This is a genomic window from Streptomyces sp. NPDC025806 (assembly GCF_055558275.1).
The window spans coordinates 192493-207099 of sequence record NZ_JBVHMU010000012.1; the positions used below are offsets into that span (position 1 = coordinate 192493).

Annotated in this window: 7 protein-coding genes; 6 read left to right on the plus strand and 1 reads right to left on the minus strand. The window is 74.0% G+C overall.

The genetic code is table 11. The annotated features are described in order from the left end of the window. Positions 1–222 precede the first annotated feature (222 nt). The 4 genes from ACZ4E1_RS26910 (at position 223) to ACZ4E1_RS26925 (ending at position 7352) form a co-directional block, all read left to right on the plus strand. Positions 223–3354, plus strand: a complete 3132-nt coding sequence (locus tag ACZ4E1_RS26910) for an FHA domain-containing protein (protein ID WP_467543726.1) — start codon at positions 223–225, stop codon at positions 3352–3354. Positions 3355–3735: 381 nt separating this feature from the next. After that, positions 3736–5115 carry an ABC transporter substrate-binding protein gene (locus tag ACZ4E1_RS26915; RefSeq protein ID WP_467543729.1) on the plus strand — a complete coding sequence of 460 codons (1380 nt, stop codon included), beginning with the start codon at positions 3736–3738 and terminating at the stop codon, positions 5113–5115. Between the two features lie 9 nt (positions 5116–5124). Continuing rightward, positions 5125–6480 (plus strand): carbohydrate ABC transporter permease, encoded by a 1356-nt coding sequence (locus ACZ4E1_RS26920; RefSeq protein ID WP_467543733.1) that lies wholly within the window; start codon positions 5125–5127, stop codon positions 6478–6480. After that, a complete protein-coding gene (locus ACZ4E1_RS26925; RefSeq protein ID WP_467543735.1) occupies positions 6477–7352 on the plus strand; it encodes a carbohydrate ABC transporter permease in 876 nt (291 codons plus the stop codon). Before ACZ4E1_RS26920 ends, ACZ4E1_RS26925 begins: the two co-directional genes overlap by 4 nt. A 50-nt stretch (positions 7353–7402) precedes the next feature. On the opposite strand, the gene ACZ4E1_RS26930 is transcribed toward ACZ4E1_RS26925, so the two are convergent. After that, positions 7403–9490 (minus strand): bifunctional glycosyltransferase/CDP-glycerol:glycerophosphate glycerophosphotransferase, encoded by a 2088-nt coding sequence (locus ACZ4E1_RS26930; protein ID WP_467543738.1) that lies wholly within the window; start codon positions 9488–9490, stop codon positions 7403–7405. A 111-nt stretch (positions 9491–9601) separates the two neighbouring features. On the opposite strand from ACZ4E1_RS26930, the gene ACZ4E1_RS26935 reads away from it, so the two are divergent. Together ACZ4E1_RS26935 and ACZ4E1_RS26940 are read left to right on the plus strand one after the other, a co-directional pair. Continuing rightward, complete coding sequence (locus ACZ4E1_RS26935) at positions 9602–13066, plus strand: CDP-glycerol glycerophosphotransferase family protein (protein WP_467543741.1); 3465 nt, start codon at positions 9602–9604, stop codon at positions 13064–13066. Next, positions 13063–14586, plus strand: coding sequence for a hypothetical protein (locus ACZ4E1_RS26940; RefSeq protein ID WP_467543745.1), 1524 nt, complete (start codon positions 13063–13065; stop codon positions 14584–14586). The genes ACZ4E1_RS26935 and ACZ4E1_RS26940 overlap by 4 nt, the downstream gene beginning before the upstream one ends. Positions 14587–14607: the final 21 nt, after the last annotated feature.

Below are 14607 nucleotides of genomic sequence, written 5' to 3' on the forward strand. Positions count from 1 at the left end.
AAGACGCGTGCCCGGGTCCACCGGTTGCCGCCAGGGAACTTTTACGGGCAGACGCGACCAATCAAGATCACTTACGGGTGGGCGGCGGGCGTGTTGTCGGTGGCAAGTGCGAGGATGCCTCACAGCACTGGCTGACGTGCCCGTAGCGGTGGGGGATCTGCGGTGGGGGGACCGCGGGCTGTCCCGTCGCGGGCGCCCGCGCAGAAGGGACCGCAGACGGCGATGCAGATCCGCCTTTCCGTCGTAGACCCCCTGGGCACGCGCCCGGACGCGACCCCTGGCGGGGCCCGCGCGGCCACCGGTGCCGACGTCCTGGTGACGGCCCCCGCGGGCACCGCGCTCGCCGCCGTCGCCTCCGGTCTGGTCGCGGCCGTCGCGGGCGGCGACGCCCCCTCCTCCGTCCTGTACGCGGGCACCGAGCGGCTCGACCCGCAGCGCTGCCTGCTCGGCGAGCCGCCGCTGACCGACGGCGCGATGCTCTCCCTGGGTGTCCCGGCCGACCCGGGCCCCGAGCCGGACGCGGCCGACGCCCAGCTGCACGTCGTCGCGGGGCCCGACGCGGGCGGCGTCCACCTCCTGCACGGCGGCCAGATCCGCGTCGGCCGCTCCGCCGACGCCGACGTGCCGCTCGACGACCCCGACGTCTCCCGGCTGCACTGCGCCGTGACCCTCACCGAGGACGGCCGGGTCACGGTCGCCGACCTGGGCTCGACCAACGGGACGCGGGTCGACGGCCGCCCCGTCGGCGAGCGCCCCGTGCGGCTCGCCCCCGGCGCCCTGCTGCGGCTCGGCGAGTCCGCGCTGCGGGTCGCCGTCGCCGGGGACGCCGCCCGGCCCGCACCCCTGCGCACCGCGCCCGACGGCGAGGGCCACATCCGGGTGACCCCGCCCGACGCGTCCGCCCGGGACCTCGCGGGCCTCTCCCCCGACGCCTCGACCGGACACGCGTACGGGGACGCCTCCCTCGGTACGCCGAGCGCCGACCCCGAGCCGGGCCTGGACCGGCCGCCCGTCGTGCCCGGCCAGGGCGGGGCGCCCGACGCCGAGCGCACCCCGGGAGGCACACCGCCGCGCGGGACCCCGGTGCCGCGCGCCCCGCGCAAGCGCGGCGGGCTCGGCCGGCTGCTGCGGCGCGGCGCCGGGCGCGACGAGGAGGACCAGCACCACGAGATCCACGAGCCGCACGTGCTGCGCACCCCGCATTTCCCCGGCTCCCCCGACTCCCCCGGCACCCACGCCGCGCTCACCGTGCCCGCACCCCGCTCCGAGGCCCCCGGCCCGGCCGGTGCGGGCCGCACCTGGCCCGACGCCGCCGCCCTGCTCCTGACCGCGCTCGGCCCGGGCCCCCGGCTCTGGGAGCGCGGCCCGGGGCACCCCGAGGCGCTGGCCGTACGCCTCGGCACCGTCGACCGCACAGGCCCGGACGGCGCGGCCGTGCTGCCCGCCGTGCCGGTCACCGTCGGGCTCGCCGAGGCCGGGGCGCTCGGCCTCGCCGGACCGCGGGCCCGCCTCGCCGGGCTCGCCCGCTGTGCGCTGGCCCAGCTCGCGGCGCTGCACGCGCCCGACCGCCTGGAGATCGTCCTCATCAGCACCGACCGGGCCCGGCCCGTCGAGCAGCGGCTCGCCGAGTGGTCCTGGCTGGGCTGGCTGCCGCACGTCCGCCCGGCGCACGGTCAGGACTGCCGGCTCCTGCTCGCCTACGACCGTGAGCAGGCGGCCGCGCGCACGGGTGAGCTGCTGCGCCGCCTCGACGACCACGCGGCCGGGTTCCGTCCGGGCCACGCCGCCGACGGGGACGGGGTCGCCGTCTCCACCGTCGTCGTGGTCGACGGTGATCCCGGAGCGGCCGATCTGCGCGAGGCCACCGTGCGGCTCGCCGCCGAGGGGGCTGCCGCCGGGATCCACGTGCTGTGTCTCGCCGAGGCCCCGCCCGCCTCCCCGGCCTCCCCCGCCGAGGCGACGTACGAGGCGGCCTGCGCGCAGAGCCCGGCGTTCCGCGCGTGCGGGGCGGTGGCCCTGCTCAGTGGTGACGTGGCGACGGCGCTGCGGCTGCACCGGGCCGCGCACGGCGCGCTGGCCGGGCACGGCACGGTCGCCACGGTGGACGCGGTGTCGCTGCCCTGGGCCGAGCGGTTCGCCCGCGCGCTCGCCCCGCTGCGCACGGACGCGGCCCTCGCACCCGGCGCCGGTCAGCCGCGGGTGTCCGCGCCGCTGCCGCGCACGGCCCGCCTCCTGGACGAACTGGGCCTGGCCCGCGCGACGCCCGCCTCGCTCATGGCGCGCTGGGCCGCCGCCGCGGACGATCAGGACGCGCTCGGCGGGCGGGTGTGGACGGTGCTCGGCGCCGGTCCGCGCGGCCCCGTCGGCGTCGACCTCGCCGCCGAAGGACCGCATCTGCTGATCGAGGGGCCCGTGGGCAGCGGGCGGACGGAGCTGCTGCGCTCGGTGGCCGCCTCGCTGGCCGCCGCCGAGCGGCCCGACCGGCTCGGCATCGTGCTCATCGACGGGCGCAGCGACGCGCCGGGCGGCGGCAGCGGGGCGGAGCGCGCGGACGGGCTGCGGGTCTGCACGGATCTGCCGCACGTCACGACGCATCTCGCGGTCAACGACCCGGTGCGCATGCGGGAGTTCGCCCAGTCGCTGTCCACCGAGCTGAAGCGGCGGGCCGAGCTGACGGGGCGTACGCAGTTCGCCGAGTGGCACACCCAGCGGGCCGTGTCGGGGCGGATGGTCGCCCAGCGGCCGGCTCCGGCGGGGCCCTCCGGGGGCGGCGCCGGGGACCTGGAGGCGCCGCCGAGTTCGACGCTGCGGCTGCGGCCGGGCGCGGCCCGGGAGAAGAAGCCGGCGGGCGCGTCGCCGCTGCCCCGGCTCGTCGTGGTCGTCGACGACCTGGACGCGCTGCTCGCGCCGCCGCTCGGTTCGCCGGGGCGGCCCGCGGCGGGGTCCGTCGTACGGGCCCTGGAGGCGGTGGCCCGGGACGGGGAGCGGCTCGGGGTGCATCTCGTCGCGGCGTACGCCTCCGGCGGGGGGCCGGAATGGGGGGCCTCGCCGGTCGTGACGCTCGATGTTCCGCTGGGCGGGGCGGAGGATCCGGCGCCGGGCCGGGGTGTCCTGCGGGCGCTCGACGGGCGGGAGACGGAGTTCCAGGCCGGGCGGGTGACCGGGCGGATTCCTCGGACGGCCACGCAGCGGCCCACGGTCGTCGCCCTGGACTGGGCGCGGATGGGGGATCCGCCGGACCGGCGTCCCGTACGGGAGTTGGGGAACGGGCCTACGGATCTGGCGTTGCTGGCCAGTGCGTTGGAGCGGGCCGCGCGTTCTGTGGCCGCGGAAGAGGTGCCGTCCCTTCTGTAGGGGGCGGTTCCGGTGCGTCGTTCGGGTGCGGGCCCGGTGGGGGCTGGTCGCGCAGTTCCCCGCGCCCCTGAAATGCAGACCCTTCGGGTCGCATTTCCCCGATGGGGCACCGCCCCTACGGAGGAAGCGCACGAAGTGCGCACCTCCAGGGGCGCGGGGAACTGCGCGACCAGCCACGACGGCGGGAAAGCCGGACGACCGCATCGCGAGGCACTCGCTCAGGGCTCGGGATCACGGAGGGGTCACGATCCGCTCCGGGAGGAGAGTCGTGGGCTTGCCCGGGACCGGGCTCGGGCGTAGACCGGTGCGGGCGGGACAGTAGTCAAAGCAGCGTTCAGCGTTCGGAGTTCACCCACCAGAACCATCCGGAACGGGGCAGTGATGCGCAGCACTCTTCGGAAACGCAGGCTTCGTACGGCCGCCGTGGCCCTCGCCGCGGGGGCACTCACCCTCTCACTGGCCTCCTGCGGGGGCGACGGAAAGAGCGACAAGGACACCGGCGACGGAGGTGGCGGCGGAGGCGGCAAGAAGGCGTCCGTGTCGCTGCCGAAGCTCGACGGGCAGACCCTTGAGGTTGCGGCCGTCTGGACCGGGCCCGAGCAGAAGAACTTCACCAAGGTGCTCGACGAGTTCGAGAAGCGGACCGGCGCCACGGTGAACTTCGTGCCGACGGGCAACAACACCTCCACCTTCCTCGGTACCAAGATCGAGGGCGGCAAGCCGCCGGACGTCGCGTTCCTGCCGCAGGTCGGCGTCCTGCACCAGTTCGCCGACAAGGGCTGGCTGAAGCCGCTGGGGCCCGACGCGCAGGCCCAGTTGGACAAGAACTTCAGCAAGGGGTGGAAGGACCTCGGCGCCTGGAAGGGCAAGCAGTACGGCGCGTACGTGAAGGCGGCCAACAAGTCGCTGGTCTGGTACAACACGCAGGCCTTCACCGACGCCGGGATCAGCGGTACGCCGAAGAGCTGGGACGACTTCGTCAAGACGGCGCGGACCCTGTCGGACGCCGGTACGCCCCCCGTGTCCGTGGGCGGCGGCGACGGCTGGGTGCTGACCGACTGGTTCGAGAACGTGTATCTGTCGCAGGCCGGTCCGGAGAAGTACGACCAGCTGGCCCAGCACAAGATCAAGTGGACCGATCCCTCGGTGAAGCAGGCCCTGGAGACGCTGGCCGAGCTGTGGGGGAACGACCAGTTGGTCGCGGGCGGCGCGAAGAAGGCACTCCAGACGGACTTCCCGAAGTCCGTGGTGCAGACGTTCTCCGGCGACACCCCGGCCGGCATGGTCTACGAGGGCGACTTCGCCGCGGCGAACATCAACGCGGACACGAAGGCGAAGGTCGGCACGGACGCGAAGGTGTTCCCGTTCCCGGCAGTCGGCACCGACTCCCCCGTGGTCAGCGGCGGCGACGTCGCGGTGGCGCTGAAGGACGGCAAGGGCGCGCAGGCGCTGCTCACCTTCCTCGCCTCCACGGACGCGGCGGAGATCTGGACGGCGCAGGGCGGTGTCATCTCCCCCAACAAGGAGATGGACCAGGGCAGTTACAAGGACGACGTGACGCGGGGCATCGCCAAGGCGCTGCTCGCGGCCGGTGACGACTTCCGCTTCGACATGTCCGACCAGGCCCCGGCGGCGTTCGGCGGCACGCAGGGCGTCGGCGAGTGGAAGGACCTGCAGGACTTCCTGCGGAACCCGAAGGACGTGGCCGGCGCGCAGCGGAAGCTGGAGGCGGACGCGGCCAAGGCCTACGGAAAGGGCTGACGCCTCGTCATGGCGGCGGCCCAGAGCGTCACCGCGGCGGCCCCTGCCCGCAAGCAGGGGCCGCGCGCGAACGGCAAGAGCGTGACGCGCACACGGTGGTGGGTGGCGGGGCTGTTCCTGCTGCCCGCCCTCGTGCTGCTCGGCGCGCTCGTGGTCTACCCGATCGGGTACTCGGTGTGGCGCAGCCTCTTCGATCAGGGCGGCGGCACCTTCGTAGGACTGGACAACTACGGCGACATCTTCCGCGACGACCGCACCCTGAAGGCGGTGCGGAACACGGCGATCTGGGTGGCGGTCGCGCCCGCCCTGGTCACCGCGCTCGGCCTGGTCTTCGCGGTGCTGACCGAACGGGTGCGCTGGGGCACGGCGTTCAAGCTGGTCGTCTTCATGCCGATGGCGATCTCGATGCTGGCGGCGGGCATCATCTTCCGGCTCGTCTACGAGCAGGACCCGGACCAGGGCGTGGCGAACGCGGTGGTGACGTCGGTGCACGACACCTTCGCGAACGCGTCCCAGTACCCGGGCGCGCATCCGGCGGCGGGTGCGGATCTGAAGAAGTCGCAGGGCGGCTCGTTCACGACGGACGCGACGGTGTCGGCGGGCTCCCCCGTGCTGCTGCCGCTGGTCGGCATTCCGCCGAACAAGGTGCCGGGCGACCCGGGCCCGGCGAAGGCCGCGTCCGCCGAGCCGGGGAAGGTCACCGGCACGGTGTGGCTGGACTTCAAGCTGGGCGGCGGCGGCACGAAGGGCGCGGTCGACGCGGGCGAGAAGGCGCTGACCGGGGTGAAGGTGGAGGCGGTCAGGGGCGGCGAGGTCGTCGCGTCGGCCACCTCGGGAGCGGACGGCAGGTTCACGCTGCCGAAGTCCGCGGAGGGCGCGGCGCTGCGGCTGCCCGGCTCGAACTTCACGGAGCCGTACAACGGGATCGACTGGCTGGGCCCGGCCCTGGTCACCCCGGCGATCATCGCCTCGTACATCTGGATGTGGGCGGGCTTCGCGATGGTGCTGATCGCGGCGGGGCTCGCGAGCGTGGACCGCAATCTGCTGGAGGCGGCGCGGGTCGACGGGGCGAACGAGTGGCAGGTGTTCCGGCGGGTGACGGTGCCGCTGCTCGCACCGGTCCTGGTGGTCGTGCTGGTGACGCTGATGATCAACGTGATGAAGGTCTTCGACCTCGTCTACATCATCGCGCCGCAGGCCAGCCAGGACGACGCCAACGTCCTGGCGCTCCAGCTGTACCTGGCCTCGTTCGGGGGCGGCGGCGACTACGGCGTCGGCAGCGCGATCGGTGTGCTGCTCCTGCTGCTCGTGGTCCCGGTGATGATCGTCAATCTGCGCAGACTGCGGAAGGAGCGACAGCGGTGAGCGCGATCGGGACGACGCAAAAGCCCGGCGTCGCGAAGCGGATCGCGGGCGCGGTCAGCGGCGGCGCCCTGCGGATCTTTCTGCTGGTCGTGGGCCTGTTCTGGCTGGTGCCGGCGTTCGGTCTGCTGGTGTCCTCGTTCCGGGAGCCGACCGACATCGCCACGTCGGGCTGGTGGAAGGTCTTCACGGCGCCGGCCCAGCTCACGACCAAGAGCTACGAACAGCTCCTGGACAACGACGACATCACCAGGGCGTTGCTCAACACCGTCTGGATCACGGTGCCTTCGACGCTGCTGGTGATCGTGATCGGGGCGATGGCCGGGTACGCGTTCGCCTGCATGGACTTCAAGGGGCGCGACACCTGGTTCATGGTCGTGGTGGCGCTCCTTGTGGTGCCGGTGCAGATCGCGCTGATCCCGCTGTCCCGGCTCTTCCGCGACCTCGGCATCTTCGGGGACGTGATCGGCGTGGTGCTGTTCCACGTCGGGTTCGGGCTGCCGTTCGCGATCTTCCTGTTGCGGAACTTCTTCGCGGAGATCCCGCGCGAGCTGATCGAGGCGGCGCGGCTCGACGGGGCGGGCGAGGCGCGCCTCTTCCTGCGGGTGGTGATGCCGCTGGCGACGCCGGCGATCGCCTCGCTGGGCATCTTCCAGTTCCTGTGGGTGTGGAACGACATGCTGGTGGCGCTGATCTTCTCGGACTCGCAGTCGCAGCCGCTGACGGTGGCGCTCCAGCAGCAGGTGCGGCAGTTCGGGTCGAACATCGAGATTCTGGCGCCGGGCGCGTTCCTGTCGATGGTGGTGCCGCTGGCGGTGTTCTTCGCGTTCCAGCGGCAGTTCGTCTCCGGGGTCATGGCGGGCGCGGTCAAGTAGCCGTACGGGCCCGGGCGTTCACGAGAGCGCCCGGGTCCGCACGCGGGATCTCACTCCCCGAGGAACAGCTTGCGTACGACCCGCTCGGCGGCGTGCCCGTCGTCGTAGGGACAGAACCGCTCGCGGAACGCGGTGCGCAGGCCGGTGGTGGCCTCGGTGTCCCAGCCGCCGTCGCACAGCAGCGCGGTGAGTTCCTCCTCGGTGGTGGCGACGGCGCCGGGGGTGTCGCCGGGCCGGCCGGACAGGAGGTCGAAGTAGGTGCCGCGGGCCATCCGGTAGGCCTCCCAGTCGGGGGCGTACGTGATGACGGGGCGGTCCAGGCAGGCGTAGTCGAACATCAGGGACGAGTAGTCGGTGACGAGGGCGTCGGAGGCGAGGCAGAGGTCCTCGACGCGGTCGTGGGCGGTGACGTCGCGCAGCCGGGGGTGGCTGTCGGCGAGGCCCGCGTCGGCGCCGTAGAAGTAGTGGGCGCGGACCAGGACGACGGTGTCGTCGCCGAGGGCGTCGGCGAAGCGGGCGAGGTCGAGGCGGGGCAGGAAGCCCTTCTGGTAGTCGCGGTGGGTGGGGGCGTAGAGGATCGCGCGCTGCCCTTCGGCGATGTCCAGCTCGGCGCGCAGGCGCTTGATCTCGTCGTCGCCGGTGGTGAAGTAGACGTCGTTGCGCGGGTATCCGGCCTCCAGCGGCGCGTAGGCGTCGGAGGGGTAGACGCGTTCCCAGACCTCGGTGGAGTGCGGGTTCGCGGAGAGGCTGTAGTCCCACTGGTCGGTGTGGTCGAGGACCTTGGAGAAGCTGATGCCGTGGGTGCCGGCCGGGTAGCGGCGCTGGTCGAGGCCCATCTTCTTGAGCGGGGTGCCGTGGTGGGTCTGGAGGTAGACCTGGCCGGCGCGCTTGGTGAAGCCGCCGGGGAACGAGGAGTTGTTGACGAGGTACTTCGCGGTGGCCATCACCTGCCAGTAGCGCCGTGAGCCCTCGATGACGTACGGCACGCCCTGGGGCACCTTGTCGACGTGCTTGCTGGAGACGACGAACACGCCCTCGATGTGCGGGGCGAGCTCGCGGGCCTTGGCGTGGACGGCGGCGGGGTTGCAGCTGACGCCGCGGTTCCAGTAGGCGCCGTAGACGGCGAGCTCGGGGTCGAGGCGGGCGGTGCGCAGGTCGGCGTGGTAGGCGGCCTTCATGAGGCGGGAGCGGAGCTTCTTCTTCTGCCGCTTGAGCCGGGTGCGCAGGGCGTTGCGCCGCTCCTCGGCCTTCTCCGCCTTCTGGTACGCGGCCCAGGAGCCGTCGGCGAGCGCCTGCTCGCGGGGCCCGTCGGGGGTGTGTCCGGCGGGCCGGTGCGCGCGGTGCAGTTCGGCGGCGAGCCGGAAGAGTCCGGGCCGGTCGGCGGGGGTGAGGCGGTCGCCGTCGTCGAGGACGGCGAGGACGCGGGAGATGGCGTACGGGAAGAGGCGGGCGCCGCCGGGGCCGGCGAGGAGCTCTCCGTAGCGCTCGACGACGGCGAAGTGCCGCTCGCCCGGGGTGTGGGCGAGGCCGCCGGCGCGTCGGCGGCGCCAGCGGACGCAGGCGCGGGGCAGCCGGGCGAGGGTGTCGGCCTCCAGGACGGCGCGGTGGGCGGGGACGACGTCCTCGTAGGGGCCCTGCGGGGTGAAGGCGAGGTCGCGGGCGGTCCAGAAGTCGCGGCGGACGGCCCGGTTCCAGGCGGCGGGGGTGAGGGCGAGAGGGTCCTCGGCGGCCAGGTCGTCGTCGCTGGCGCGGACGGTGTCCCACCAGTCGGTGCGGTCGTGGTCGTGGAGCAGCACGTCGGGGTCGCCGGCCTCGGTGAGGGCGGTGTCGATCGCGGCGAGGGCGCCGGGGAGGAGCAGGTCGTCGGCGTCGAGGAAGAGGAGGTAGGCGCCGTCGGCGGCCTCGACCCCGGCGTTGCGGGCGGCGCCGACGCCGCTGTGCTCGGGGAGGGTGACGACCCGGACGCGCGCGTCCCGCCCGGCGTACTCCGCGGCGATCGCGCCGCAGGCGTCCGGCGAGGCGTCGTCGACGACGATCAGCTCCCAGTCGGTGAAGCGCTGGGCGAGCACGGAGTCCAGGGCCTCGCGGAGGTAGCCCTGCACACGGAAAGCGGGAACAATAACGGAGAATCGGGACATAACACCAGACGTTAGGCCCTGCCCGCCGGGGAGGCCGCAACGGGTGATCCCGGCTCACCCGCACGGCCCAACTTAGGCAAAAAATGGCGCGATACCGGGCACATCGGTCCAATGCCCCACACGCCTCGCCTCCCCCGCCTCAGCGTCGTCGTCCCGGTCTACAACGTCGAGGACGATCTCGCCGACTGCCTGGCGTCGATCGCCGCACAGACCGTCCGCGACCTGGAGGTCGTCCTGGTCGACGACGGCTCCACCGACGGCAGCGCCGCCCTCGCCCGCGCCTTCGCGGCCAAGGACCCCCGCTTCCGCTACGTCCGGCAGGACAACGCCGGACTGAGCGCCGCCCGCAACACCGGCGTGCGCTACGCCGACCCGCACGTCCCGTACCTGACGTTCGTGGACAGCGACGACGTCGTGCCGCACGACGCCTACGAGCGCATGATCGCCAGCCTGGAGCGCACCGGCTCCGACTTCGCGACCGGCAACGTGTGGCGGCTCACCGAGCGTGGCCGCAGCCAGGCCTGGCAGTACAAGTGGCTGACCCGGCGCCGCGAGCGCACCCACATCACCCGCGACCCGCAGCTCCTGTCCGACCGCGTCGCCTGGAACAAGGTCTTCCGGCGCTCCTTCTGGGACCGCCACGCCTTCACCTTCCCCGAGGGCAAGCTGTACGAGGACACCCCGGTGATGATCCCCGCGCACTTCCTGGCCGAGCAGGTCGACGTGCTCGCCGATCACGTCTACTACTGGCGGGTCCGCGAGGGCTCCATCACCCGGCGCCGCACCGACGTGAAGGGCGTACGGGACCGGATCGCGGCCTGCGACCACGTCAGCCGCTTCCTCGCCGACCGCTTCCCCGACCGGCCCGAGCTCAAGCGCACCTACGACGCGTCCTGCCTGCGCGACGACTTCGTGTACTTCCTCGACGGGCTGCCGATGGGCGGGCCCGCCTACCGGCAGGCCTTCCTCGACGACACCGCCGCGTTCCTGCGCCGGGCCGCCCCCGACATCGCCGACACCCTCCCCCTCCACCTGCGCGTGAAGTGGCACCTCGTGCGCGAGCGGCGCCTGGACGACCTGCTCCGGCTGCTCTCCTTCGAGCGGCGCAACGGCACCGCCTGCCACGTCCAGGGCGCCCTGCGCCGCACCGCCTCCTACCCGGGGCTGCCCCGGCTGCCCGAGGCGCTCACCCGCGTCGGCAAGGACGAACTGCCCGTCGTGGCCCGCGTCCACGAGACGGCCTGGGGCCCCGACGGCAAGCTCCGGATCAGCGGCTACGCGTACGTGAAGAACCTCCCGGCCGAGCGGCCCGCCCAGTCCGTGAAGACGGGCCTGCTGCGCGCCGAGGGCAGCCGCCGTCAGGTCCGCCGGGTCCCCACCCGCAGCGTCAACGACCCGCTCGCGACCATCAACTCCCGCCAGGAGCTGCACAGTTACGACCAGTCCGGGTTCACCATGACGATCGACCCGGACAAGCTGAAGATCCGCGGCCGGCACCGGCCCGGCACCTGGCAGCTCGGCGTCCTGCTCGCCGGGCACGGTCTGGTGCGGCGGGCCGCGCTGCGCGCCCTGGACGGCGCGGCGCAGCAGCACCTGGTGCGCGACCTCGGCGACGGCACCCGGCTCGTCGTCGCGCACGCCAAGGGCCGGCTCGCCCTGAAGATCGTCGCGCCCACCGCGGTGGCCGACGACCACCACGCCCAGGGCAGCGACCTGGTCCTCGCGGGCCGGCTGCACGGCGGCGCCGAGCCGCGCTCCCTGCGGCTGACCCACAAGCACTCGGGCACCGAGTTCAGCTACCCGGTGACCTGCGCGGGCGGCCGCTTCCTGGTCCGGGTCGCGCTCGCCGACCTCGCGGGCGTGCCCGAGCCGGAGCACCGGGCGCCCAAGGAGGTCGAGCCGCCGCACGGCGACCGCTGGCAGGTCAACCTCGTCCTGCCCGACGGCTCGGCCCGCTCCGTCGCCGCCGCCCTCGACCTGCCGCCGGGCCGCTACGAGGCGGCCGGGCGCGAGGTCTGCGCCACCGCCAACGACCAGGGCCAGCTGGTGATCGAGCTGACCCGGCAGCCCATCGCCGACACCGCCGGCTGGGCCTCCGACGGCACCCTCGTCGTCACCGGCACCGCCTGCGAACGCTCCTGGCGCGCCCCCGAGTTCGTGCTGCGGCACAGCTCCACCACCGAGGAGATCACCGCCCCGGTGGCGCGGGGCGGCGACCGCTTCCGTGCGGTCCTCGCGCCCGAGCGGCTGTGGGAGGGGCGCTGGTACGCGTTCCTGCGCGAGGCCGACGACCGGCGCGGGGACGGCATGCCCGTACGGGTGCTGGCCTCGGTCGGCGCGGCCCTGCCCGAGCACCGGCCGCGCTCCGCACGGGAGTTCGCCGTCGACCGGCGCTTCGGCGACCGGCTGCTCATCGAGGCGGGCCCGTCCCTCGCCCCCGGCGACCGCGGCGCCTACCGGCGGCACCGGCTGCGCACCGAGTTCTACCCGGCCCAGCGCCGCCTCCCGCTGCGCGAGGCGGTCCTCTACGTCGACGGGGACTCGCCGCGGGCCGTGCACGCCGAGCTGGTGCGGCGCGGCACCGAGGTCGAGCACCTGTGGGTGACCCGCGACGGCCGCACCCGGGTCCCGGCGGCGGCGCGCGGCGTCGAGGAGTTCTCCGCGGACTGGTACGCGGCGCTCGCCCGCTGCCGCCGCATCGTCACCGCCCACCAGCTGCCCGACTTCTTCGAGCGCCGGGCCGGCCAGACCGTCGTCCAGACCTGGGACGGCGCCCCGCTCAAGCGGATCGGCACCGACCTGACCGACTCCCTGTACGCCGACCACGACGAGCTGGCGCTGCTGCCGGTGCGGTCCCGCCAGTGGGACGTCCTGGTCGCGCCCTCGCGCTGGTCGACCCCGCATCTGACGCGGGCGCTCGCCTACGACGGGGAGGTCCTGCCCGCCGGATCGCCGCGCAACGACCTGCTGTTCACCACCCCGGACGACCGGGCCAAGCGGGTCGAGCTGCTGCGCCGCGAGCTCGGCATCGACGCCGGCAAGAAGATCGTCCTGTACGCGCCGACGTACCGGGACCATCTCGCGCACTCCCCCGGCCGTTTCCGGCACGACCCGGCGTTCGACTTCCCGGCCGCCGAACGGGCGCTGGCCGCCGACCACGTGCTGCTGGTGCGCAAGCATCCGAGCGCCACGGGCCGGCTGCGCGGGGCCCGCGCGCCGTTCGTCCGCGATGTCACGGACCTGCCCAGCGCGGGTGAACTCCTGCTCCTGGCCGACGTCCTGGTGACCGACTACTCGTCGCTCGCCTTCGACTTCGCGCACACCGGCCGCCCGATCCTGTTCCACACCTACGACCTGGAGCACTACCGGGACACGGTGCGCGGCTTCTACGTCGACCTTGAGAAGCACGCGCCGGGCCCGCTGCTGCCCACCACGACGAGCGTGATCGCCGCCCTGCGCGACATCGACCGGGTCGCGGCCCGGCACGCCAAGGCGTACGCCGCGTTCCGGGACGCCTACTGCGACCTGGACGACGGCGGGGCCGCCGCCCGTGTCGCCGATCGGCTTCTGCGATGACGGCTCCGGTCCCCACCACACTCGCCCGGCGGGCGCTGCGCGGGGCCACGGCCCTGCGCGGCGGGCGCGCCTGGCGCCCCACCCCGTTCTTCGTCCTCGGCGGCCTGTTCTGGCTGGTGATGACGCTGGCGTACTGGCGGGTGCCGATGTGCTGCGACTTCGGGCAGCACGCGGCCGTCGTCGAGCGGCTCAAGGCGCATCTGCTCCACCCGCGCCACCCGATGGCCGACCTGCCGGGCGCGGGCAGCCCGTACTACTCCCCGTACGCGGTGGCCCAGGGCGTCTTCGCGCGCCTCACGGGCCTGGCGGGCTGGGAGGTCGTGAAACTGGCGGGCCCGTTCAACCTGCTGGTCCTCCTGACCGGCCTGAACGCGTTCGTCCGCGCCCTGACCCCCCGTCAGTGGGCGCCGGTCCTGTCCCTGCTCTTCATGACGGTCCTGTGGGGCACCCGCACGGCCTGGTGGAGCGGCTATCTGGGCCTGCTCTCGATGACCGGCAACCTCGGCTACCCGTCGACGTTCGCGATCGGCCTGACGTTCTGGGCCTGGGCCTGGGCGCTGCGGCTCCGCGCCAGGGGGCGCCCCTGGTGGGAGTACGCGGCGTTCGGCGTCCTGCTGTCCACGATCCTGCTGACCCACCCGATCACGGCGGTGGCCGCGCTGATCGGCGTGGTCGCGATGATCGGCGTACCGGCGGTCGGGCAACTCACCGGCTGGGCGGCGGCGCTGGCCGCCGGCGCCGCCGTCACCCTGACCTGGCCCTACTACAGCGTCGCGTCCCTGGCGGGGAACACCACTCTGGACGCCATCCACGCCCAGCTCTACACGGAGATGCCCGCGAGATTCTGGCTGGCCTTCCTGGGACTGCCCGCCCTGTACGCCCGGTTCCGCCGCTCCTGGCGCGACCCTCTGGTCACGATGTTCGCGCTGGACGCGGCGGTGATCGCGTACGGCTGGCTGACCGGCCACTACACATACGGCCGCATCCTGGGCCTGTCCCTGGTCCCGCTCCAGTTCTCGCTCGCCATCGCCCTGGCGGCGCCCCGGCCTTGGGCGCCCGCGCGCAAGGCCCTGGGGCTGGTCACGGCGGGCGGCGCGCTCCTCGGTTTCCTGAGCGTGCAGGCCGGCGCGGTCGTCCCGCGCCACTTCGCCCAGCCGCCGGACTGGCCCACGTACACCTGGGCGGCGCAGCACATCCCGCCCGGCGACGTGGTCCTCACCGACACCTACATGCCGACCCGATCCCTGCCCGGCTACGGCCCGAATCTCGTCGCCCCGGCCTGGCCGGACCCCGCGCTCGACGAGCGGGAGCGGCAGCGCCGGCTCGCGGACGTCCGGGCGTACCTCGCCCCGGAGTCGACCCGGGCGGACCGTACGGCGATCGCCCGCCGCTACTCCGTGCACTGGCTGCTGCTCGGCAAGGACGAGAAGCTGCCGGCCGAGGCGGTCGTGGTGGCGTGGAGCCCCCGCACCGGCGAGGTGCTCGCCCGGATCAACGGGGGCTCGCCCCGCGCCCGTTGAGCGCCGGGTCGAGGACCAGGG

What these genes read in the sequence shown, in the direction of transcription:
- ACZ4E1_RS26910 (WP_467543726.1), top strand. Translation starts at nt 223, where the DNA reads ATGCAGATCCGCCTTTCCGTCGTAGACCCCCTGGGCACGCGCCCGGAC.
- ACZ4E1_RS26915 (WP_467543729.1), top strand. Translation starts at nt 3,736, where the DNA reads ATGCGCAGCACTCTTCGGAAACGCAGGCTTCGTACGGCCGCCGTGGCC.
- ACZ4E1_RS26920 (WP_467543733.1), top strand. Translation starts at nt 5,125, where the DNA reads ATGGCGGCGGCCCAGAGCGTCACCGCGGCGGCCCCTGCCCGCAAGCAG.
- ACZ4E1_RS26930 (WP_467543738.1), bottom strand. Translation starts at nt 9,490, where the DNA reads ATGTCCCGATTCTCCGTTATTGTTCCCGCTTTCCGTGTGCAGGGCTAC.
- ACZ4E1_RS26935 (WP_467543741.1), top strand. Translation starts at nt 9,602, where the DNA reads ATGCCCCACACGCCTCGCCTCCCCCGCCTCAGCGTCGTCGTCCCGGTC.
- ACZ4E1_RS26940 (WP_467543745.1), top strand. Translation starts at nt 13,063, where the DNA reads ATGACGGCTCCGGTCCCCACCACACTCGCCCGGCGGGCGCTGCGCGGG.